The following is a 20,876-nucleotide window of genomic DNA, read 5'->3' as shown; positions in this document are numbered from 1 at the left end:
TTAGATGTAGTCGATCGACGGCGGCAGTTCCAGTTTCATGCCCTTGCGCTTGCGGATCTCCTCGATCAGTTCCGGCTGGAGGTTGTCCGCGAGGACGCGGAAGCCGGCGTTCTCCGTGTTCCACGAGGCACGACCCTCGGTGGCGCTCCGGATGTCCGAGGAGAAGCCGATCATCTCCTCGACGGGCGCGATCCCCTCGATCACCATGAGGTCACCCTCTTGGTACATGTCGTCGACGCGACCACGACGACCCTGGATCTCGCCGGACGCCGAACCCATGTGTTCGGATGGCACGTCGATGCGGACGTTCTGGATGGGTTCGAGCAGCCGGATCTCGCCGTCGATGAGCGAGCGGTGGACGGCCTCCCGAACGGCGGGGATGACCTGTGCGGGACCGCGGTGGATAGTGTCCTCGTGGAGCTTCGCGTCGTGGAGCCGGACGAGCGCACCCGAGACGGGTTCGGCCGCGAGCGGGCCGTCGTCCAGTGCCTCCTCGAGCCCCTCGACGACCAGTTCCATCGTCTCGTTGAGGTGCTGGATCCCCTTCGTGTCGTCGATGAGGATGTTCGTCCCGTGGATGTGCTCGACGTTCTGGGAGGTGTCCTTGCCCATGCCGGCCTCCTGCAGCGCCTCGCGACGCTCCAGTTCGGGCATGTCCATCGAGACGTTCCCCAGCTGGATCTCCTCGACGATGTCCTCGCTGAGGGGTTCGACCGTGATGTAGAACTTGTTGTGACGGTTCGGCGAGACGCCCTCGACCTCTTGGGAGGCTTCCTGTGGTGCCTCGCGGTAGACGACGATCGGTTCGCCGGTGTTGATCGGGATGCCCTGGTTGCGCTCGATGCGCTGGCCGATGACTTCGAGGTGGAGCTCACCCTGTCCCGAGATGAGGTGTTCGCCCGTCTCCTCGTTGATCTCGATCTGGATCGTCGGGTCCTCCTTGGCGACCTGCTGGAGCGTCTCGATGAGCTTCGGCAGGTCGTCCATGTTCTTGGCCTCGACGCTCTTCGTGATGACCGGCTCGGAGATGTGTTCGATGGACTCGAATGGCGTCATCTCGACGCTCGAGACGGTGGAGCCGGCGATGGCGTCTTTCAGACCGGTGACCGCGGCGATGTTACCCGCGGGGACGTGTTCCACTTCCTCGCGCTCGCCACCCATGTAGATGCCGACGCTCTGGATGCGGTTTTTCCCGGCGGTCCCGGAGACGTAGAGTTCCTGTCCCTTCTCGATGGTCCCCGAGAAGACGCGACCGGCGGCGATCTCGCCCGCGTGGGGGTCGACTCCGATGTCCGTGACCATGAGGACGAGTTCGCCGTCCTCGTCGACCAGCCGCATCGTCTCCGCGATGTCCGACTCCGAGTCGCCACGCCAGATGCGCGGGATACGACGGGGCTGGGCATCCAGAGGATTCGGGAAGTGCTCACACACCATGTCGAGCACCACGTCGGACAGGGGCGTCCGCTCGTGGAGTTCCTGGCGCTTGTCGGAGCGCTCGAGTTCGATGATGTCGCCGAAGTCCATCCCGGTCCGCTGCATCGAGGGCATCGAGACGCCCCACTTGTAGAGCGCGGAGCCGAAGCCGACGGTGCCGTCCTCGACGCCGACCGTCCAGTCGTCGTCGATGTCGTCCATCTCCTCGGTCATCCCGCGGATGAGTTCGTTCACGTCGTGGATGACGGCGAGGAGCCGTTCCTGCATCTCCTGGGGCCCCTCCTGCAGTTCGGAGATGAGTCGGTCGACCTTGTTGATAAAGAGCGTCGGCTTGACACCCTCGCGGAGTGCCTGCCGCAGCACCGTCTCCGTCTGGGGCATCGCGCCCTCGACGGCGTCGACCACCACGAGCGCACCGTCGACGGCACGCATCGCACGGGTCACGTCGCCGCCGAAGTCGACGTGGCCCGGCGTGTCGATCAGGTTTATCAGGTGGTTGTTACCCTCGTACTCGTGGGTCATGGAGACGTTCGCGGCGTCGATGGTGATGCCGCGTTCCTGCTCGTCTTCCTCCGTGTCCATCGCGAGCTGTTCGCCCGCGGTGTCCTGGGAGATCATGCCCGCACCGGCGAGCAGGTTGTCCGTCAGCGTCGTCTTGCCGTGATCGACGTGAGCGGCGATGGCGATGTTCCGGATGTTCTCCGGGTTGTCCATCAGCCGTTCACATTCTTGTACGATCTTCTTTCGTCGGCCCATTACAGGCCCATACCGCCAGGAGGGTCAAAAGGGTAGTGTTTTGCCGGAGGCGAAACCGCCGATTTCGGGGCGCTTGCCCCGCGTGTCACGCGATACCATAGATTCGGTCGGCGGCGCCGGACCGCAACCGTCTTAGGGATCTGTGCCGTGGTAACGGTAAGCATGGACGTACGCGTAGGGGGCGACGCACAACCCGACCCGTTTCTCGGCGCCGCCGACCTGTTGGCTACCGAACACGATCTCGACCGACCGGTCCGGGTGCGCGTCCGGGACGACCCCGACGAACGGACCTGGACGGCACACTACGACGACCACCACGTCCTCAACATCTCCCGACAGGCCGCCACGAGCGCGATGGCCCGCGAACTCGCGCTCCACGAACTCGCTCACATGGCACGCTACGAACAGGGCCACGCCTCACACACCCAGTCGACCGACGAGGCGCTGTTTCTGGCGCTCTCCGGGCGCGACGTCGAACGGCGGAAACTCACCCACTGCTATCAGATCGCCAACCACATGCGCGACATCTACGCCGACGACATCACCCTCTCGGTCGCGCCGGCGGCGAAACTCGTCCAGTTCCTCGAATCGCAGTTGGCCGCGGCCGTCGCCGACGCCCCCGGCCCCACGGCGGCGGGCACCGATCCGGGCGGGGACTCCCGACGGGTCTCCGTCGGTTCCGACCCCGACATCACCGCCGTCAACGCCGCCTTCGCCCTGGCGCTTGTCGAGCGCCACGGGCTGATCGACCCCGAACACCGGCTGTACGACCTGGCACGGGCCGCCGCTGCCGACGCCCCGACCGTCGGCATGGAGACGTTCAAGCGCCAGTTTCGCTCTCTCGCCGACGACCCGAGCGAGAGCGATTTCCGACGCGACCTCGTGGCCGCGACCCAGGAGTACGCGCTCGACGACGGGCCGGCCGCCGACTAGCGGCCCGCGGCCGCCGCCTCGAACACGGCGATCACGTCCTCCCGATCCATCTCACGGGGGTTCCGCTCGATGTTGTGCTCGGAGTGCTCGAACGCCACGTCCGCGAACGCCGCGAACGTCTCCCGGTCGAACTCGCCGACTGCGGCGATACTCGTCGGCACGTCCACGTCTTCGAGCAGGTCGAAGGTCGCGTCGACGCTCCGGTCGGCGAACGCTCGCTCGGACTCGCCGGAGCGCCGTTCCACGCCGAGTGCCGCCGCCACGTCGGCGAACCGCTCGACCTCCGCCGGTACGTTGTACCGCATCACGTGCGGGAGCAAGACGCCGTTGGCCAGGCCGTGACCCAGATCACACTCCATGCCGAGCGGGTAGGTGAGGGCGTGTACCGCGCCCAGTCCGGAGTTGACGAACGCCTGCCCGGCGAGCATGGCCGCGAGGCTCATGTTCGCGCGGGCCGCGTCGTTGGCGGGACCCTGTGTCACCGCCGGCCGCAAGTTCTCCGCGACGAGTTCGATCGCTCGCAGCGCCAGCGTGTCCGTGTACGGCGTCCGGAGGAGGGAGACGTAGCTCTCGATGGCGTGGGTCAGCGCGTCGAGCCCCGTCGCCGCCGCGACCCCCGGCGGCAACGTTTTGGTCAGGTCGGGATCGACCGCCGCGAGGTCGGCGAACAGCTGCGACGAGAAGACGACTTTCTTCACCCCGCCGTCGCGCTGGTCGGCGAAGACACCGACGTCGGTCACCTCGCTGCCCGTCCCCGCCGTGGTCGGTACCAGCGCCAGCGGCCCCGTCGGGGCCGGCACGTTGTCGGTCCCGAGCAGGTCCCTGACCGGCCGATCGGTGACGGCGAGCGCCGCCGCGAGCTTCGCGGTGTCCATCGAACTCCCGCCGCCGACACCGACGACGAGGTCGTGATCAGCCACGCGTTCGGCGGCCGCCTCGGCCATCGACAACTTCGGCTCGGGCGCCACGCCGTCGTACACCTCGACGTCGAGGCCGGCCGATTCGAGGCGTGCCCGGGGCGCGTCGATCACGCCACTCCGGGCCAACTCCCCGTCTGTCACCAGCAACGCCGAGTCGGCGTCGTGCTCGGACGCGAACGGTTCGAGGGCGTCGACGGCGCCCGATCCGTACTCGACGTGGGCGGGGCTGCGGACGGTGTGGGTCTCGCTGAGCGAGCCGAGTGAGAACATATCCGCCCCGTCGGACGGGGGGGAAATAGCTCTTCGGGAGGAGCGAAAAGAAAGACCGAAAGGAGATTACCGCGCCGCGGCGGCGACCCGCTCGGCTTCCTCTTTCTGGTTGATCGCGTAGGTGCCGACGTCGTAGTCGGCGGCGCCGGTCAACTGGTTCGCGAGCGCCTCCGCGGCGCTCGTCGACGTCTTGTACGACCCGCGATAGGTACCCTCGGCGAGGAACTTCAGCGCCTGATCGACCCGACGCTGGGGCGCCACGTCGACCGCCTGCGGGACGGAGATGCCGCCGTATTTCAGGCGGACGGTCTCCTCGCGCGGCGCCGCGTTCTCGACGGCCGTGACGAGCACCTGCACCGGGTTCTCGTCGGCCTGTTCGTCGACGAGTTCGAACGCCTCACGGACGATGCCCATCGCCTGCTGTTTTTTCCCGGTGTTCTCCTCGGTCTGCATCAGGCGATTGATGAGACGCTCGACGACCGAGATCTCGCTTTTCTGGAACTGCTTGGAGGCGTGTCGACCCATCGTGTGGGCGATGGGTGTGACGTTGATGTACCGCTGCGTGCTGGGGTCGGAGTACGCGATGTCTTCGGTCTCCCAGACGCCGAACAGCAGGGCGTCGGTGTCCTGATCGTCGCTCCCGGCGGGAGCGTCGGGTTCGGGGGTGTCGCTCTCGGACATTATCGCACCGGTTTCTCCGCGTTACCGCGCACGAGTTCGATGAGCGAGACGCCGTTGACCTTCTCGACTTTGTAGTTCACGCCGGAGAGGTCACCCATCGCGCGACCCTTCGCGCCGCCGATGCCGGCGATGGTGACCTCGTCGTGTTCGTCGATGAAGGAGATAGCCCCGTCGCCAGGACAGAACGCCGTCACCTGCTTGCCGTTTTTGATCAACTGGACCCGGACGCACTTCCGGATCGCCGAGTTGGGCTGTTTCGCCTCGATACCGACCTTCTCGAGGACGATGCCCCGTGCCTGGGGCGCCCCCTCGAGCGGGTCCGACTTCTTCCGGAGGCCGCGCTCGCGTCGCGCGTACTCCGAGTCGGACCACCGCCGCGTCTGGCGGTCCTTCTTGAGTTTGCGGGCCGCGTACTTGCCGTTCGCCATAGTGCCCCTTCGTTGCCGACGGAGCTACTTAAGCCTCCCTTTTCCGGACCGATGAAACCGTCTCAGAACGCGTTAGGGCCATCGCTACTCCGATCTGAGGGATTCATCGGTTGCGCGTTCGCTCCGGAGAGCGACGCTGAGAGACGAAAGAGCGCCGAGAGGACGTGAGAGAGGTACGGTGTCCGGAAAATGCAGGCTCGTGTCGCGGACGTGGCTGTTCGGCGCTCTCGACGGTCGACGGCGGGGACACCCCATCGGCCGGACCCAACAGGTGCGCCGCGAGGCGCTTGGCTGCTCGAACAGTCGACACCGTCACGGGGTAGACCGGAGCGTCACCCGGGTGGAGCGGACCTGGGAGAGGTCCTCGTCGACAGTTTTTCGCTACGGTTGAGGAACTGTACGTGCTGGACTGCGGACACGACATTCGATCAACCGGCCTCGGCCGCGGTATTCGAGACCGCTCTTGTCGCATCGGTTCTTCGCCGGTTGCGTTCAGCGTTCCCCGGTGACGAACGCTGCGTTCCGGAGGTACGCGACGTCGTCTGTCGTATCGGAGGCGACTCCGACATCGTCGCCACCCGACACCCGGATATCCGTCGCTACCGACTCCGCACGCTCGGTGCTCCTGACCGGGCGAGGCCTTCTCGATGGCGAATGTTTAGGCAGTTACGTATCCTGATAACGCGGTATGCACGAAGTGCACGTTCTCACTGCCGAGGAGATCGACGGCCTCGCACGGTTCGAGGAGTACGTGGAAGCCGTTCGCGCCGGGTATCGCCAATACGGCGAGGGAGCACCGATCACGCCGAGAATCGCGTTGGAAAATACCGAACGACAGGCAGTGCAGTTGAAGACGTACATCGCAGTTCTCCCCGAATCCGGCGCGATGGGGGGATATCTCTACACCTCAGTCGGCGAGGATCAGTGGTACATGACGCCGCTCTACGACGCCGAAACCGGCGAACCGAAAGCACTGTTGGACGGGACGGCGCTGAGTCCCCTCAAAACCGGGGCCGTGGGCGGTGTCGCAGTCGACGAACTCGCTCGCGACGATGCCCGGACCGTCGGCGTGTACGGAAGCGGTCCGCAGGCGAGAGCCCAAGTGCGTGCCACGGCCGCCGTGCGTGATGTGGAGCGAGTCACGGTGTACTCGCCCACCGAAACGAACGCGGAAGCGCTCCGGACACGACTGGACGGGGAGTTGGATGCCGTCGTCGAAACCGCCGCCGACGAAACGGAACCCGTTGCGGGCGCGGATATCGTCATCACGGCGACGAGTTCGGAGACACCCGTCTTCGACGGGGACCTGCTCGAGGCGGGCGCGCACGTGACAGCCATGGGTCAGCACGAACCGACGGGACGGGAGTTGGACGAAACCGTGATAGAGCAGGCGAAGTACGTCCCCGATACGCGGCAGCGAGCGCTCGACGAGTCCGGGGAATTACGGCAGGCGATCGAACGAGGTGCCGTGACGGAGGACCATATCCACGGTGACCTCGGGGCGGTCGTCGCGGGAGAGAAACCGGGACGGGAAACCGCCGACGAGATTACCGTGTTCGACAGCGGGGGCACACCGATCGAAACCGTCTCCGCGGCGCAGTTGGCCCACCAGAAGGGACGAGACGCATCGGTCGGAACGGCGCTTCCATTCTCCTCTCTCAGGGCAGCGATCGACTGGCGGTGAGGGATTCGTTCACCCACCGCCAAAGCGGTGGGATTCAGCGTGGACTCCGTTCTGGCCGAAATCTCGGCAGGTGATTCATACTCACCGTTCACGTTCAGCGTCCCGCTGCTAAGTCAACTGCACGTCGTCGATGTCGTAATGTCGCTTCGCCAGGCGTCGAGCCGTCTCGATGTTCCGCCCATCACGCCCGATGGCGGCGCCGCGGTCCGCCTCGGGAACCTCGGCGTAGGCGATCCGGTCGCCCTGTTCGCTGATCGTGACGTGCTTGACCGCCGCCGGGGCCAGCGCGTTCGCGACGAACGCCTCCGGCGTGTCGGCGTCCTCGACGAGAGCGACCGAGCGGCCGAGCGTCTCCTCGACGGACCGTACCCGCCGCCCGTCGGGGCCGACCGCCTGTCCCATCTCGCCGGCGGCGACGAGGAAGACGACGCGGTCCTCGCTGCCCTCCTCGTCGACGAGGCAGTCGCGGGCGGTCGCGCCGGTTTCGTCCTCGAAGCAGGCGATGAACCGGCGGTCGCGGTCCGACAGGGTGACGCGCATCCGCTAGTCGTCCGAGGGCTGTTGTCCCGCGCTGAACGAGCCCATCCGGAGGTCGACGTCGCCGGTGCCGATCGCGACCGGCTTGCCGACGATGACGTTCTCGATGACGCCGTCCAGTCGGTCGCGCTCGCCGTGGATCGCGGCATCCAGCAGGTGATTCACCGTCACCTCGAACGCGGCGCGGGCGAGCACCGACTCCTTCGACCCCGAGATGCCGTGGCGGCCGATGGACTCGATGGTGCCGCGGTTGGTCATGATATCGGCCACGAGCATCAGGTGGCGGACGTTCACGTCGTCCAGCCCCTGCTCTTCGAGCGTGTCCATTGTCTCGTTGATGATGGCCTCGCGGGCCGCCTCCACCCCGAGATTCCGATAGATCTCGTGGATGTTGTTACAGGTGGTCCGGGACGCGTCGACACCCTCGATCTCGATCACGTCGCCGAAGGCCGACCCCTCGGTGTAGAGGACGAACTCCTCGCCGTCCTCGAGGCTCTCCTTCCGGATGACGACGCGGGAGACCTCCTCGATGCCCTTGAACACCACGTCGCGGAGTTCTTCGACCAACTGGAGCAGCTCGCGGTAGCTGGGTTCGGAGGGGCCGAACTCGATGAGCGTCCCCTCGCGCCGGGTCTGGACGCCCAGTGCGTCCTCGATCGTCTCCGCGATTTCGATGGCCACGTCGGTGACGTCCTCGACCGTCGGCCACCGCTCGATCAGCGTCTCTTCGTTGAGGTCGACCTGCACGAGCATGTCGGCGACGTTCGTCGACACGTCACCCAGCGAGAGGATCTTCGTGGACTCGATGGCCCACACCACCTCGTGGGCGCGCTCGCGGTCCGTCGCGTACTCCTCGTCGAGGTAGACCGTCATCATCGGCGTGTCCGGCGTCTTCCGGGCGTCCACCAGTTCGATCAGACGGGGCAGCCCCTGGGTCACGTCGATCTCGGCGACCCCCGCGTAGTGGAACGTGTTCATCGTCATCTGGGTCCCGGGTTCGCCGATGGACTGGGCCGACACCGTCCCGACGGGATCGAGCGGGTCGACCCGCGTGTCGATGTACTTCGACTCGGTCGCGCGCGCGATCTCGTCGGCCTGCTCGGTCGTGATCGGCCCGCGCTCCTCGATCGTCCCGTAGATCCGATCTTTCAGCCGGCGGGGCAGTTCCGTATCCTCGACGACCGCCTCGATGTCGTCGGTAACGTGTTCGTAGCCGGTCTCAGTCATCGGACTCCACCTCCATGCCCTGAGCCTTGTTCAGGCCGGGACCGGCGTACTCCGAGAGATTCGTCGGCGGCTCCTCGCTGCCGAGGAACCGCTCTTTCTCGGCGTCGGACTCGAACTCCGCCTCGATCACGCGGTCCGCGATCCCCTCGACGTCGATGGGGTTGTCGTCGTTCGAGGAGACCTTCACCGGGCTGGTGCCGTCCTCACCGAACTCGAACTGGACGATGGTGTCGGAGGTGTCGCGGACGGTACCGTCGTACTGGGACTCCAGTTCCGACAGCGCGTTGATCAGGCGACGCTGGAGGTAGCCGGACTTCGAGGTCCGGACGGCCGTGTCGACCAGCCCCTCGCGACCCCCCATCGCGTGGAAGAAAAACTCCCGCGGGGTCAGGCCGCCACGGTAGGAGTTCTCGACGAAGCCGTGGGCCTCCGCGGAGAGGTCGTTCGGCTCGTAGTGGCTCAGCGTGCGGTCCTCGTAGCCGCGGTTGATCCGCTCGCCGCGGACCGCCTGCTGGCCGACACAGCCGGCCATCTGGGTCAGGTTGAGCATCGATCCGCGGGCCCCCGACCGCGCCATGATGACCGCGGGGTTGTCCTCCTCGAAGTGCTCCTCGGCGATCTCCCCCGCGCTGTCACGGGCCTTGCCGAGCGTCTGCATGATCTTCATCTCCAGCGTCTCGTCTATGGTGCGGCCCGGCAGAGATTCGAGTTCGTCTGCCTCGTAGCGCTGGATGAGCTCCTCGATGCGCTCGTAGGCGTTACCGATGGCGTCGTCGACTTGCTCGGTGGCCGCCGGCGGGATGGACTCGTCGTCGATCCCGAGCGAGAACCCGAAGTGCATGATCGCCCGCATCGCCAGCGCGGCCACCTCGTTGATGAACACGCGGGCGCGCGTCTCGGAGTAGACCTTGGTGAGCGTGTCGACGATCTCGCCGCCGAACGCACCGACCGCGTCCTCGTCGATGGTACCCGAAACGAGTTGCCCGTCGACGATCTCGACCGTATCGCCCGCCGAGGACGTGAACTCCAGGTTCAGGTCGTCCGGCAGGAGTTCGGAGAAGACAGTCCGCCCGGTCCAGTAGGGGGCGCCGTCTTCCTCCCCGTCGGCCGGGGGCAGTTCGTCGACGCTCGTCGCCCGGAGCAAGTCGAGCGCCTGCGTCTCGGTGAACTGAGGGTTCTCGTGGGTCAGCAGGTAGGTCCCGCTGATGTGGTCCTGAATGGCCCCGATGATGTTCTCGCCGAACCGGGGACTGAGGATCTGCTCCTGGACGCGCATCAACACGCGTGCCTCCGCCCGCGCCTCCTCGTTCTGGAGAGCGTGCATGTTCATCTCGTCGCCGTCGAAGTCGGCGTTATACGGCGGGCAGACGGTGGTGTTCAGCCGGAACGTCTTGTACGGCATCACGACCACCTCGTGGGCCATGATCGACATCCGGTGCAGCGACGGCTGCCGGTTGAAGATCACGATGTCGCCGTCGACGAGGTGACGGTTGACCTCCCACTCCTCCTCGACTTTGGTCGCGAGTTCCTCGCAGTTCTTCTCGGTTACCTTCAGCCGTCGGCCGTCCGGTCGGCGGACGTAGTTCGCGCCCGGATGTCCCTCGGGCCCGTTGGCGACGTACTGTCGTGCCTCCTCGACGTTGCGCTCGGTGACGTTCAGCGTCTGGGTCATCTCGCTTGCGACCCGTTCCGGAACCCCGACTTCGTTCAGCGACAGCGTGGGGTCCGGACTGATGACCGTCCGGGCCGAGAAGTTGACGCGCTTGCCCGACAGACTCCCGCGGAAGCGCCCTTCCTTTCCCTTCAACCGCTGTGAGAGCGTCTTCAGCGGCCGGCCCGAGCGGTGGCGTGCCGGCGGAGTCCCCGAGATTTCGTTGTCGATGAACGTGGTGACGTGATACTGGAGTAGTTCCCAGAGGTCCTCGATGATGAGTTGGGGGGCTCCGGCCTCACGGTTCTCCATGAACCGCTGGTTGATGCGGATGATGTCGACCAACTTGTGTGTCAGGTCGTCCTCGGAGCGCTGACCGTTGTCGAGGGTGATCGAGGGACGGGCCGTCACCGGGGGCACCGGCAGGACGGTCAGGATCATCCACTCCGGCCGCGAGCGCTCGGGATCGATACCCATGACCTCGATGTCCTCGTCGGGGATGTCCTCGAACCAGTCGCGAATGTCGGAGGGCATCAGCTTGTTCATGTCCTCCTCGGTCAGATCTACGTCGAGGACCTTCTCCAACTTCTTTCGCGTGTCGCTTTTCGGGCGGAACTCGCCCGCCATGATGTCGTTAATGCGATCGAGGTCGACGCCCACCGCCTCGGCGAGGTCACGAGGGCTGGTGCCCTCGTCGTCCTCGTCGTCGGGGTCGGGCTGCATCGCCTCCGCGATGCGTTCCGAGTAATCCCCCGCGAGCACGTCCTGCACCTCGTAGTAGGTGGTCGGCTTCTCGTGTTTGATGTCGTGCATCACGCCGCCACAGTCCGGATGGGGGCAGTAGCTCTGCTTGCGTGCCTGGCGGACCGCCGCCTTCAGCACGTCGTTTGGATCGTCGCCGAGTTCTTCCGCACGGACCAACTTCTCCTGGTACTCTTCGCGTTCCTCTTCGGTGAGCGCCAACCGCCCACACTCTCGACAGGTCGAGCGCAGGAGCCGCCGGATGAGCTTCGTAAAGCCGACGTGGATGACCGGCGCGGCGAGTTCGATGTGGCCGAAGTGGCCGTTACACGACCCGGAGTGTTGGCCACAGGTCCGACACTCCAGCCCGGGGTCGATGACGCCCAGCCGCGGGTCCATCAGCCCCATGTCGATGGGGTAGCCGTCGTCGTCGTAGGTGTCCGCCGTGATGACCTTCGTCGCGGACATGTCTCGATACGTCTCCGGGTCCATCAACCCGAACTGAATGCCGCCGATCTCCTTTGGTGTCTGCATTGACATTGTTTATACTGCGTCCTCGAGTTCCAGCCGTGGCCGGATGCCCAGCGCGATCATCTCGTCGAGGAGGAGCTTGAACGCGTAGCTCACCTCGAGTTCGTGGATGTCGTCCTCGTCGCCGGAGACGGGGTCGTACACCCGCCGCTGGTCGACGTCCTCGACGGCGACCATGCCGGTCTCGGCGCTGATGTAGACGCTCTCGCGGTCCGAGGAGTCGAGCAGGCGCTCCTTGAGCGCCATCGCCGCCCCGTGACCGATCAGCACCTCGCGCTCCATCTCGCCCACGCGCAGGCCGCCCTCGCGGGCTCGACCCTCCGTGGGCTGGCGGGTGAGCACCTGCACCGGCCCGCGGGAGCGGGCGTGCAGTTTGTTGCTCACCATGTGGTAGAGCTTGTGATAGAAGATGGTCCCGACGAAGATCTCGGCCTCGATCTTCTCGCCGGTCACCCCGGAGTACATGACTTCCTTCCCGGAGGACTCGAAGCCGTGTTCTTCGAGCGCGCCACGGAGTTCGTCCTCGTCCTCGCCCTGGAAGGCCGTGCCGTCGACGCGGCGGCCCTCGAGGGAGCCGACCTTGCCGCCGAGCATCTCCAGAACGTGGCCGACCGTCATCCGCGACGGGAGCGCATGCGGGTTCAAGACGAGGTCGGGGACAACCCCCTCCTGCGTGAACGGCATGTCCTCTTGGGGTGCGAGGTGGCCGACGACCCCCTTCTGGCCGTGGCGGGACGCGAACTTGTCACCGAGTTCGGGGATCCGTTCGTCCCGGACCGAGACCTTCGAGAGCTTCGAGCCGTCCTCGCCCTCCATCAGCGTCACCGTGTCGACGACGCCGTCCTCGCCGGAGCGCATCGTGACGCTCGTTTCGCGGCGCTTCTGGGGCGACAGACCGCCCATGTCGTCCGGTTCCTCGAGGAATCGGGGCGGACTGGTCTTGCCGAGCAGGACGGAGTTTTCGTCCACCTTCGTCTCGGGGTTGACGAGGCCGTCCTCGTCGAGGTGGGTGTAGGCGTCCTCGCCGCGGGCGCCACGCACGTCCTGGCTGGGCACCTCGAAGCGGTCCTCCTGGCCACCGGGGTACCGGCGCTCCTCCCCCTCGTAGGTCCGGAAGAAATGCGAACGGGCCAAGGCGCGGTCGACCGACCCCTTGTTCATGACGAGTGCGTCCTCGATGTTGAACCCCTCGTAGGACATGACGGCGACGACGAAGTTCTGGGCCGCCGGCCGCTCGTCGAACCCGATCTGTTCGGTGGTCTGGGTTTTGACCATCGCCAGCTGGGGGTAATGCATCAGGTGCTGGCGCGTATCGGGCCGGATCCGGTAGTTCGCTGCCGGGAGCCCGAGCGACTGCTTCATCATCCCCGCACCCATCGTGATCCGGGGCGAGGCGTTGTGCTCGGGGTAGGGGATCATACCGGCACCGATTCCGAAGATCAGTTGCGGGTCGATCTCCAGGTGGGTGTGTTTCTCCGTCAGTTCGTCCTCGTCGACGGCGACGTAGATGTCCTCCTCCTCCTCGGCGTCGATGAACTCGACGTAGCCGCGCTCGACGAGCTGTTCGAAGTCGAGGTCATCGTTCTCGACGGCCTCGATCTCATCGTCCGAGAGGAGAGGTTCGCCGTCCTCGACGACGATCAGCGGGCGGCGGGCTCGTCCCGCGTCCGCGTTGATGATGACCTCGCGGGTGCGCTCCTTGATGGAGACGTTCACCATGTCGCTGACGTCGCCCCGCCGGCGCGCCTCGCGGATCTGGTCTGCGAGCTGTTCGGGGTCGGGATGGGTCCCGACCAGACTGCCGTTGACGTATACTTTCGCCTCGCGTGCCTGAGCCATGTTAATCCGCCATCGAGTCGACGCCTTCGATTCCGGGGATACCCTCGACCCCCATCGACGCCAGTTCGCGCTTGAGTCCCTGTTCGTCTTCCACGTTCTGGGAGAGCTCCATCGCCTGCGCGAAGTTCTTCACCAGTCCGCAGTTCGGTCCCTCCGGCGTCTCAGAGGGGCAGATGCGACCCCACTGGGTCGCGTGCAGGTCCCGCGCCTCGAAGTGAGGCTGGGACCGCGAGAGCGGCGACCGGAGCCGCCGCAGGTGGGAGAGGACACCCATGTAGTCCGTTCGGTCGACGAGCTGGGAGACGCCCGAGCGGCCGCCGACCCAGTTGCCCGTCGCGATGGGGTGTTCCAGCCGCTCGGTCAGCACGTCCGACCGAACGACCGTGTTGACCGTCAGCTGCCGGTTGCGCATGTTCGCGCGTTCGAGCTGGTATTTCACGTCGCGGGCCAGCTTGTTCAGAGCCGTCCGGAACAGGTCCCGCATTAGGTCACCGCTCACCTTCAGCCGCTTGTTCGCGTAGTGGTCCTTGTCGTCGGCCTCGCGACGCTCCAGCGCGAGTTCGAAACACGCCTCGGCCATCCGACAGAGGTAGTACGCCTTGTTGATCCGAACCTCCTCCTCCTCGACGCCCTCCTCGTGGAGGTGAGGCAAGAGATACCGGTCGATCACGTAGTTGGCGCGTTTCAGCTGGTAGTTCTTCCCTTGGCCGCCGGCGACCCGCTTGCCCAGCGTCTCGATGGCCTCCTCCTCGCTCTGGACCTCGGCCATCTCTAGGTTCTCCAGCATGAACTTCACGATCTCAGGGTCGTCGCTGACGCGGTGGACGATCTCCTCGTCGGACTCTAGCCCGAGCGCCCGCACCAGCGTCACGAAGTCGACGCTGCCGGACACCGACGGGAAGGAGACTTCAAGGATTCCCTCTCGGTTGCGCTCACAGAGGACCAGCGCGCGGTAGCCACGGCGCTGAGAGAAGGTCTTGGCGACCTGGATCTCGTCGCCGTACTTCGTGTCGTACTCCGCGAGGATCTTGTTCGGCGCGAGGTCCTCGCTGGTCATCAACACTCGCTCGGAACCGTTGACGATGAAGTAGCCGCCCGGGTCCACCGGGTCCTCACCGATGTCGATCAGCTCCTCGCGGGTCAGATCCGCGATGTTACATTTGTGGGAGCCGACCATGATCGGCATGCGACCTACCTTCGTCTCGGTGGAGTCGACGACGACTTCCTCCTCCTCCTCGCCGCCGCGGACGATGGCCATCTCCATGAACACCGGCGCGGCGTACGTGATGTTCCGCAGGCGCGCCTCCTGGGGGTAGAGGAGTTCCTCGCTCCCGTCGGCCTCCCGGACCCGCGGCGTCTCCACGCGCACGTCGCCGAGTTCGACGAACACCGGCTCCTGACCCTCCTTGTCGCCGATGTCCGTCTCGATGCGCTCTTTCTCGTCGACGACCTCCTGCATCCCACGGTCGAGGAAGGCGTTGAACGAGCGGAAGTGGTGTTCGGCGAGGCGTTCCTGCGAGAAATACTCCCGTGAGATAGTGCGTCGGCTCTCTCGGTTCATTCGACCACCAGTCGATACACAGTTGCTCGGTCTGTCGTCCGCGAGTCGCGGACGATTTCGATCACGTCACCCGGCTCGGCTTCGTCGGGAAGGGCCGGATCGCTCAGTTTGATCTTCGGCAGGTTGGTTTTGCTGACGTTGTACTCCGCCAGTACCTCGTCGACCCGGTCCGGGTCGTCGAGGACTGTGTGCTCCGGAACCAGCTTGTGTTGGCTTACGTCTACCATGGATTGGGTGGAGAAGTTATCACGAGATACTACGGCGCCTTTGTAGAGCCATCCATTTAACGCTTTCCAAAAGGCGCGAGGCGACGCTGTTCGACCCGCCGGAGCGTCCGGCGGACGAGGCTCGGTACGCCTTGCCACACGCTCCCCCAGTACAAAACCGTTCCGACGAGAATCGCGTCACGCCACCACACGGCGCCGGGAGATGGCAAGTCTTATTTCCCAGTCCCCGGTTGGTGTAGATGCGAAGGCCCGGATGGTGTAGTGGCCCATCATACGACCCTGTCACGGTCGTGACGCGGGTTCAAATCCCGCTCCGGGCGCTTTCTGTTACGGCCAACCGCCGAGCGAGGGGCGTAGCGACGAGGGGATCGAACCACCCGTCGTCGACGGAAGCCGGTCACGCGGCCCTTCGAGGCACGTTCACCGACCCGCCAGCCGGGCGGCGAGATAGCCGACGACGACGACGGCGGAGATCAACACCAGATCCGAGTCGACGATCAGCACGTCGAACAGCGTGAGGTAGCCGACGACGAGAAAGAGCGCGAAGCCGGCGACGAGCGCGCCCAACAGCGGGACGACGTCGCGGGAACCGACGGGGGGAGAGCCATACGAGCGGGCGGTCGCGAACGGTTATCGGCTTTGTGATCTGTCCGTGCTGTGTACCGTCCGAACCCTTAGGCCCGTGGGACCCCGGCATCGGGTATGGGCGATCCGGCCTGCTATCTCGATTACTGTCCCGACTGTGCGGCGCCGGTCCCCGTCGTCGACGACGAATGTCCGGACTGCGGAACCGACCTCGACGACGCGGCGGACTGATCCCCGCGGTCGCTCGCCCGCGGGTCGGCGCCGCCGTGGGGCGTCTCGCGCCGGCGCACCCGCACGCCGTGAACGGACTCGGTGATGTCGTCGACGACGACGGCGTCGCCAGGATCGGTCGGCAGTCGTTCGCGCAGAGTCCCCGAGAGGTAAGTCGGCGTCGCCGCGGTCAGCGCGTCCACGTCGGCGGCGTCGGTGACCCGGTGGGCGAGCAGCAGATCCGCCTGTGAGACGGCGACGGACGGGAGGACACTCGGCCGCTGTGTAGCGGCGACCAGCGAGACGCCAGGGGTTCGCCCGCGTGTCAGTACCGTCTCCAGTGCCGGGGCTGCGACGCCGTCGAGGAAGGCGTGGGCCTCGTCGATCAGGAGCCACGGGAGGCGGTCGGCGCGGCGCTCGACACAGACGTCGTAGAGGCCGAGTGCGACAGCACGGACCAGCACCCCGGCCGCCCGGTCGTCGAGCCTCGAGCAGTCGAGGACGGTCGCCTCCCCCGACAGGAGTGTGTCGGAATCCAGACCGTCGGCCGCGAAGACGTCCCACGCGTCGGCGAGGGCGAGGTGATTCTCCGCGGCGCGCCGGACGTCGTCACCGACGGGCGCCGCCTCGACGTGTGCGCGCATCCCGAGGAGGGTTTCGGCCGTCGCGGCGGCCTCCCAGAGCAGGGACCCGACGGCGTCGGTCGGCTGGAGGTCGAACAGCGCGGGCCAAGCCGACGGCGGGAGAGTCGCCGCGGGAACCCGCGGCGTCTCGACGACCGTCGCCGGGACGGCATCGCCCGCAGCGAGGCCGTCGAACCCCCCCCCCCCATCGGATCGACGACGACGGGGGCGACGCCAGTCGCGCGTGCCGCGTCCTCCGCGAGGACGCCGAGCGTGTGTGACTTCCCGTAGCCCCGTTTGCCGACGATCAGCGCGGCGTGTGGACGGTCCAGATCCAGTCCGACCGCCGCGCCGTCGCTGCCGTCGGCGGCACGGTAGCGACCGAGGCGTACCGCCGGGCCCACCGAGTCGTCGCGTCCGAGTACGTGCACGGCGGGAGTGACCTCCCGTCCACACATGAAATTACGGGCGGAGGTTCAAATGCGAATCCGGGCGCAAGCCGGCCCATGTTCGAGTCGTTCCGCGCGGATCGTCGAGCCATCGAGGGACTGCCGATCAGACTGGTCATCGCCCTAGTCATCGGCGTCGCCAGTCTGAGCGTCATGATGAACATGCTGACGGGCATCCAGGGGCTATCGACGACGGAACTCGACGTGCGCCCGGAACCGGAGGTTGTGAGTCCCGGCGAGACGTCCATCGAACTCACCGTGGTCGGTGCCGACGGATCGTCGGTGGCCGACGCGACGGTCATCGTGAAGGCGGGGAGCGCGGACCTCGACGGGGTGCGCACGGCGACGACCGGCGAGGACGGCACGGTGACCGTCTCGGCGGCGCCCAGCCTCCGGTCGAATCAGGACGAGGGCACGCTGCTGATCGAGGTGAAACCGCCGGCCGGGAGCGGCTACGTCGACCGTCGAGGGAACGCGAAGGTGCTTGTGGTGCGCGGGTGACGCCGGTCAGCGGCGATGATGGCCGCGCCCACCGTCGAGTCGCTCGTCCCAGTCGATCCACTCCTGCTCCCAGCCCGTCGGCGCGAAGTACCCCTGTTCGGCGAACTCGCGGTCTTCGCGCTCGGTGCGGTTGCGGGTGACGCCGTCGGCCTGTTCGCCCTCGACGAGCAACGGTGCGAGCGCCAGGGGACCGAACTCCTCGACGACCGCGTACCCGTCGGCGGAGTCGTCGGGTTCGACCGCGACGAGCGTCGGGTCGGGCGTCCCCATCGGCATCGCGAGGCGGCCGTCCGGGGTGAGCTGGTCGACCAGCGCGCGCGGCGGGCGGACGGCCGCCGCCTCGACGAGTACGCGGTCGAACGGGGCGTACTCGGGGAGGCCGTCGGCGCCGTCACGCTGGTCGACGAGGACGCCCTCGTAGCCCGCGCGACCGAGGTTGTGTCGCGCTTCGATGACGAGTCGACGGGCGATGTCGACCGCGTGGACGCGTCGCTCGCCGACGAGGTCCGCGAGGAGAGCAGCCGTGTAGCCCACGCCGGCGCCGACGACGAGGACGGTGTCGTCATCCTCGAGGGCGAGCGCCTCGACGAGCCTGGCGACGGTTCGTGGGGCGAGGACCGCGGTCCCGGCGTGTTCGCCGCGACGGTCGTCGTAGGGGCGGTCCTCGACGAACACGTGCCGGGGGACCGATCGCATGGCGACCCCGAGCGACTCGTCGAGGCCGCCGAGGGCGTGGTCGAGGCCGTCGACCATGTCCTCGCGCAACACCGTTTGGTCCATGTCGGACCAACGGAACGGGTGCTTATGCATCTATTGAAACCGGGGGCAACCGGAACGAGGACGGCCGACAGTCGGGGGCTCACCCGTCGCTGGTCAGTTCGGAGACGCTCCCGTCGATCTCCGAGACCATCGCGGCTTGCTCCTCGGTGCTGGCGACGATGTCCTCGACCGCGTCCGACACGGTGTCGGCCTTGCTCGCAGCCTGATCGACCATGCTCGCGATCTCCTCGGCGCTCGCGGCCTGTTCGTCGGTCGCGTCGGCGACCTGGGTGATGCCGTCGGACGCCTCGGTGATCGCCTCCGCGATGTCCTCGAAGCGGGCCATCGCCTCCTCGACCTGGTCGACACCACCGTCGAGTCGCTCGGTCGTCTCCTGGAGGTTCGACATGGTGCGATCCGTCTCGGAACGGATCTCGGCCACCATCTCCTCGATCTCGCCGGCGTGGTTCTGGGAGCGTTCGGCGAGGCTCTTGACCTCGTCGGCGACGACGGCAAACCCTTCGCCGGCTTCGCCGGCCCGCGCTGCCTCGATGGAGGCGTTCAGCGCGAGGATGTTCGTCTGCTCGGCCAGGTCGTTGATGACTTCGACGATCTCGTCGATCTCGGCCATCCGTTCGTGGAGGACGTCGACGTCCTCGGCCACGTCGTCGGCCGAGTCACTGACGGTCTCCATGACAGTCATCGCCTCTCGTGCGGAGTCGCTACCGCGATCCGCGAGTCGCTCGGCGCGAGTGCTCGTCTCCGCGACCTGGTCGGCCGTCGAGGCAACCTCCTCGACGGTCGCACTCAGGTTGCTCACCTCCGAAGAGATGCGGGTGATGTCGTCGGCCTGTTCGTTCGTCAGATCGTTGATCTGCTGGGCGGAGGTCGCGACGTCGTCCGCGGCACGATCGAGTTCCGCGATATCCATCTCGATCTCCTCGATCAACGTCTGGATCCGTGCCCCCATCCGATCAACGTTGTCGATGATGCGGAGGAAGTCGTCTTCGAGGATCGTCCCCTCGGTGTCGAACTCGACGGTCGCGTCGAACGTCCCCGTCTCGTAGGCACCCATCGTCTCGATGAGCGCGTCGAACAACTCCGCTAGCTCGCGCTGGTGGCGGGCGGACTCGGAGACGTCCTGAACGATCTCGATGACGCCGGTCAGGTCGTCGCCCTCGTCCGCGAAGATGGGTGCGGCGATGAACCAGATGTCTCGTCCGCGAAGCGTACTCTTGTCCTCGTAGACGTTACCGGTCTCGCTACTGAGTAGCGCGTACTCCTCGTCGGCCAGTTCGACGTCCTCGTACGCGACGTGTGTCTCGGCCGGCGCTTGGAGGACCTTTTCGGCTAGCGTCATTTTCGTCTCGTCCGCGTAGACCTGGCTCCCGAGTTCGCGTTCGCCGACGATGTCGTCCGCGGGGACGCCGAGCAGGTCGGCGATCTGTCGGTCCCACGCGACGACCGTCCCCGACGCGTCGAGCGCGAACGAGGGGAGGTTGAGCGTTTCGAGTACGGTTTGCAGATCGAACGCCTGGGCGGTCGATTGGCGGGTCGTGGCCTCACTCATCCCTCCGTCGACTACAACGGAGCGTTGATAAAAGGCGGGTCGCGATTCTCGTCCGATAGGAATCACGTCACCGCCTGCCGGCGTGGTTCGCGGGCGGTCGCCGTGACTCAGGCGTCCTCCGCGGATCGCATCGACACGAACCGAACGCCGCCGTGGGTCTCGCGGTCGACGCCGCCGTCGGCCCGCCGGGTCAGACTGACGAGTACCTGTCGGCCACGACCGACCGGGCCGACGATCCGGCCGCCGGGACGCACCTGCTCGACGACGGGTTCGGGGATCGACACGGGCGCACACGTGAGATACGCCCCGTCGTAGGGGGCGTGTTCCGGCCACCCCTCGTGGCCGTCGCCCACGCGGACGCGAACGCCGTCGCCGTACCCCAGGCGGTCGAGTCGGTCGCGCGCCTCGTGGGCGAGACTGGATTCGTACTCGACGCTGTAGACGGTCCCGTCGCCGAGGGCTTCGCTCGTCACCGCGGCGTGGTAGCCACAGCCGGTCCCGATCTCCAGTACCTCGTGGCCGGGGTCGGGCGCCAGCAGATCGGTCATCGTCGCCACCATGTGCGGGGCGCTGATCGTCTGTCCCCCGCCGATGGGGAGGGGTCGGTCGTGATACGCCGCCTCGCGGCGCTCCGCGGGGACGAACTCGTGGCGGGGGACGGCGCGCATCGCTCGCGCCGTCGCGGGACGGTCGATCCGGCCGGCCTCGATCAGGCGGTCGACGAGGTCGTTGCGAGCGCGGTCGAAGTCCATCGTCCGG

At 66.6% G+C, this 20,876-nt stretch carries 19 protein-coding genes and 1 tRNA gene; 5 read left to right on the top strand and 15 right to left on the bottom strand.

All coding sequences use genetic code 11. The features are described from left to right. A complete protein-coding gene (locus NBT82_RS09630) occupies positions 1 to 2,190 on the bottom strand; it encodes an elongation factor EF-2 (protein ID WP_251327908.1) in 2,190 nt (729 codons plus the stop codon). Positions 2,191 to 2,352: 162 nt separating this feature from the next. Between NBT82_RS09630 and NBT82_RS09625 the strand changes: the two genes are divergently transcribed. Further along, entirely contained in the window at positions 2,353 to 3,123 is a 771-nt protein-coding gene (locus NBT82_RS09625; RefSeq protein ID WP_251327907.1) for a DUF5781 family protein, read from the top strand. Here the strand turns inward: NBT82_RS09625 and NBT82_RS09620 are convergent. The 3 genes from NBT82_RS09620 to NBT82_RS09610 all read right to left on the bottom strand — a co-directional run bounded on the left by NBT82_RS09620 (position 3,120) and on the right by NBT82_RS09610 (position 5,422). Next, complete coding sequence (locus NBT82_RS09620; protein ID WP_251327906.1) at positions 3,120 to 4,313, bottom strand: iron-containing alcohol dehydrogenase; 1,194 nt, start codon at positions 4,311 to 4,313, stop codon at positions 3,120 to 3,122. The two genes, NBT82_RS09625 and NBT82_RS09620, sit on opposite strands and share 4 nt — an antisense overlap. A gap of 66 nt (positions 4,314 to 4,379) precedes the next feature. Next, positions 4,380 to 4,994, bottom strand: coding sequence for a 30S ribosomal protein S7 (locus tag NBT82_RS09615; RefSeq protein WP_251327905.1), 615 nt, complete (start codon positions 4,992 to 4,994; stop codon positions 4,380 to 4,382). Continuing rightward, a complete protein-coding gene (locus tag NBT82_RS09610; RefSeq protein ID WP_092635289.1) occupies positions 4,994 to 5,422 on the bottom strand; it encodes a 30S ribosomal protein S12 in 429 nt (142 codons plus the stop codon). Before NBT82_RS09610 ends, NBT82_RS09615 begins: the two co-directional genes overlap by 1 nt. Positions 5,423 to 6,110: 688 nt before the next feature. Between NBT82_RS09610 and NBT82_RS09605 the strand changes: the two genes are divergently transcribed. After that, positions 6,111 to 7,106 (top strand): ornithine cyclodeaminase family protein, encoded by a 996-nt coding sequence (locus NBT82_RS09605; protein WP_251327904.1) that lies wholly within the window; start codon positions 6,111 to 6,113, stop codon positions 7,104 to 7,106. 108 nt (positions 7,107 to 7,214) lie between these two features. Here NBT82_RS09605 and NBT82_RS09600 read toward each other — a convergent pair whose 3' ends face one another. From NBT82_RS09600 to NBT82_RS09575, 6 genes are read right to left on the bottom strand one after another with little or no spacing between them, the layout of a single operon-like run. Next, positions 7,215 to 7,646 (bottom strand): NusA-like transcription termination signal-binding factor, encoded by a 432-nt coding sequence (locus NBT82_RS09600; RefSeq protein WP_251327903.1) that lies wholly within the window; start codon positions 7,644 to 7,646, stop codon positions 7,215 to 7,217. A gap of 3 nt (positions 7,647 to 7,649) precedes the next feature. Further along, a complete protein-coding gene (gene rpoA2 / locus NBT82_RS09595; protein ID WP_251327902.1) occupies positions 7,650 to 8,870 on the bottom strand; it encodes a DNA-directed RNA polymerase subunit A'' in 1,221 nt (406 codons plus the stop codon). After that, complete coding sequence (locus NBT82_RS09590; RefSeq protein ID WP_251331274.1) at positions 8,863 to 11,796, bottom strand: DNA-directed RNA polymerase subunit A'; 2,934 nt, start codon at positions 11,794 to 11,796, stop codon at positions 8,863 to 8,865. The genes rpoA2 and NBT82_RS09590 overlap by 8 nt, the downstream gene beginning before the upstream one ends. Before the next feature lie 9 nt (positions 11,797 to 11,805). Then, the gene (gene rpoB / locus NBT82_RS09585; RefSeq protein ID WP_251327901.1) at positions 11,806 to 13,632 is read right to left on the bottom strand and encodes a DNA-directed RNA polymerase subunit B; all 1,827 of its coding nucleotides are present in this window, start codon (positions 13,630 to 13,632) and stop codon (positions 11,806 to 11,808) included. A gap of 1 nt (position 13,633) precedes the next feature. Next, positions 13,634 to 15,193: a DNA-directed RNA polymerase subunit B'' gene (locus NBT82_RS09580; RefSeq protein WP_251327900.1), complete on the bottom strand. Its 1,560-nt coding sequence runs from the start codon at positions 15,191 to 15,193 to the stop codon at positions 13,634 to 13,636. Further along, a complete protein-coding gene (locus NBT82_RS09575) occupies positions 15,190 to 15,420 on the bottom strand; it encodes a DNA-directed RNA polymerase subunit H (protein ID WP_251327899.1) in 231 nt (76 codons plus the stop codon). The genes NBT82_RS09580 and NBT82_RS09575 overlap by 4 nt, the downstream gene beginning before the upstream one ends. 247 nt (positions 15,421 to 15,667) lie before the next feature. Here NBT82_RS09575 and NBT82_RS09570 point away from each other — a divergent pair. Beyond that, positions 15,668 to 15,740: transfer RNA gene (locus tag NBT82_RS09570), tRNA-Asp, on the top strand. A 100-nt stretch (positions 15,741 to 15,840) separates the two neighbouring features. Here the strand turns inward: NBT82_RS09570 and NBT82_RS09565 are convergent. Both NBT82_RS09565 and NBT82_RS20300 read right to left on the bottom strand, forming a co-directional pair. Next, positions 15,841 to 15,987, bottom strand: a complete 147-nt coding sequence (locus NBT82_RS09565; protein WP_251327898.1) for a hypothetical protein — start codon at positions 15,985 to 15,987, stop codon at positions 15,841 to 15,843. Between the two features lie 161 nt (positions 15,988 to 16,148). Beyond that, positions 16,149 to 16,859, bottom strand: a complete 711-nt coding sequence (locus tag NBT82_RS20300; protein ID WP_425601746.1) for an ATP-binding protein — start codon at positions 16,857 to 16,859, stop codon at positions 16,149 to 16,151. Between NBT82_RS20300 and NBT82_RS20295 the strand changes: the two genes are divergently transcribed. Together NBT82_RS20295 and NBT82_RS09555 are read left to right on the top strand one after the other, a co-directional pair. Next, a complete protein-coding gene (locus tag NBT82_RS20295) occupies positions 16,848 to 17,129 on the top strand; it encodes a hypothetical protein (RefSeq protein WP_425601745.1) in 282 nt (93 codons plus the stop codon). The two genes, NBT82_RS20300 and NBT82_RS20295, sit on opposite strands and share 12 nt — an antisense overlap. Positions 17,130 to 17,344: 215 nt before the next feature. Further along, positions 17,345 to 17,788 carry a DUF7382 domain-containing protein gene (locus tag NBT82_RS09555; RefSeq protein WP_251327897.1) on the top strand — a complete coding sequence of 148 codons (444 nt, stop codon included), beginning with the start codon at positions 17,345 to 17,347 and terminating at the stop codon, positions 17,786 to 17,788. Positions 17,789 to 17,794: 6 nt separating this feature from the next. Here the strand turns inward: NBT82_RS09555 and NBT82_RS09550 are convergent, their stop codons facing one another. The 3 genes from NBT82_RS09550 to NBT82_RS09540 all read right to left on the bottom strand — a co-directional run bounded on the left by NBT82_RS09550 (position 17,795) and on the right by NBT82_RS09540 (position 20,869). Then, positions 17,795 to 18,568: a protein-L-isoaspartate O-methyltransferase family protein gene (locus tag NBT82_RS09550; protein ID WP_251327896.1), complete on the bottom strand. Its 774-nt coding sequence runs from the start codon at positions 18,566 to 18,568 to the stop codon at positions 17,795 to 17,797. Positions 18,569 to 18,647: 79 nt separating this feature from the next. Next, entirely contained in the window at positions 18,648 to 20,117 is a 1,470-nt protein-coding gene (locus NBT82_RS09545) for a methyl-accepting chemotaxis protein (protein ID WP_251327895.1), read from the bottom strand. A 107-nt stretch (positions 20,118 to 20,224) separates the two neighbouring features. Beyond that, positions 20,225 to 20,869: a protein-L-isoaspartate(D-aspartate) O-methyltransferase gene (locus tag NBT82_RS09540; RefSeq protein WP_251327894.1), complete on the bottom strand. Its 645-nt coding sequence runs from the start codon at positions 20,867 to 20,869 to the stop codon at positions 20,225 to 20,227. Between the last annotated feature and the right edge of the window lie 7 nt (positions 20,870 to 20,876).

The sequence above is a fragment of the Haloplanus sp. HW8-1 genome (assembly GCF_023703795.1).
GTDB classification, from domain to species: Archaea; Halobacteriota; Halobacteria; order Halobacteriales; family Haloferacaceae; genus Haloplanus; species Haloplanus pelagicus.
Note: the sequence above shows the minus strand (reverse complement) of the source record. Positions and strands in the feature narration are given on the sequence as shown.

Coding starts and splice junctions, on each gene's coding strand:
- NBT82_RS09555 (WP_251327897.1), top strand. CDS start 17,345: ATGTTCGAGTCGTTCCGCGCGGATCGTCGAGCCATCGAGGGACTGCCG.
- NBT82_RS09620 (WP_251327906.1), bottom strand. CDS start 4,313: ATGTTCTCACTCGGCTCGCTCAGCGAGACCCACACCGTCCGCAGCCCC.
- NBT82_RS09550 (WP_251327896.1), bottom strand. CDS start 18,568: ATGGACCAAACGGTGTTGCGCGAGGACATGGTCGACGGCCTCGACCAC.
- NBT82_RS09545 (WP_251327895.1), bottom strand. CDS start 20,117: ATGAGTGAGGCCACGACCCGCCAATCGACCGCCCAGGCGTTCGATCTG.
- rpoB (WP_251327901.1), bottom strand. CDS start 13,632: ATGGCTCAGGCACGCGAGGCGAAAGTATACGTCAACGGCAGTCTGGTC.
- NBT82_RS09590 (WP_251331274.1), bottom strand. CDS start 11,796: ATGCAGACACCAAAGGAGATCGGCGGCATTCAGTTCGGGTTGATGGAC.
- NBT82_RS09615 (WP_251327905.1), bottom strand. CDS start 4,994: ATGTCCGAGAGCGACACCCCCGAACCCGACGCTCCCGCCGGGAGCGAC.
- NBT82_RS09580 (WP_251327900.1), bottom strand. CDS start 15,193: ATGAACCGAGAGAGCCGACGCACTATCTCACGGGAGTATTTCTCGCAG.
- NBT82_RS09540 (WP_251327894.1), bottom strand. CDS start 20,869: ATGGACTTCGACCGCGCTCGCAACGACCTCGTCGACCGCCTGATCGAG.
- NBT82_RS09610 (WP_092635289.1), bottom strand. CDS start 5,422: ATGGCGAACGGCAAGTACGCGGCCCGCAAACTCAAGAAGGACCGCCAG.
- NBT82_RS09625 (WP_251327907.1), top strand. CDS start 2,353: ATGGACGTACGCGTAGGGGGCGACGCACAACCCGACCCGTTTCTCGGC.
- NBT82_RS09630 (WP_251327908.1), bottom strand. CDS start 2,190: ATGGGCCGACGAAAGAAGATCGTACAAGAATGTGAACGGCTGATGGAC.
- NBT82_RS09600 (WP_251327903.1), bottom strand. CDS start 7,646: ATGCGCGTCACCCTGTCGGACCGCGACCGCCGGTTCATCGCCTGCTTC.
- NBT82_RS09575 (WP_251327899.1), bottom strand. CDS start 15,420: ATGGTAGACGTAAGCCAACACAAGCTGGTTCCGGAGCACACAGTCCTC.
- NBT82_RS20300 (WP_425601746.1), bottom strand. CDS start 16,859: ATGCGCGCACACGTCGAGGCGGCGCCCGTCGGTGACGACGTCCGGCGC.
- NBT82_RS09605 (WP_251327904.1), top strand. CDS start 6,111: ATGCACGAAGTGCACGTTCTCACTGCCGAGGAGATCGACGGCCTCGCA.
- rpoA2 (WP_251327902.1), bottom strand. CDS start 8,870: ATGACTGAGACCGGCTACGAACACGTTACCGACGACATCGAGGCGGTC.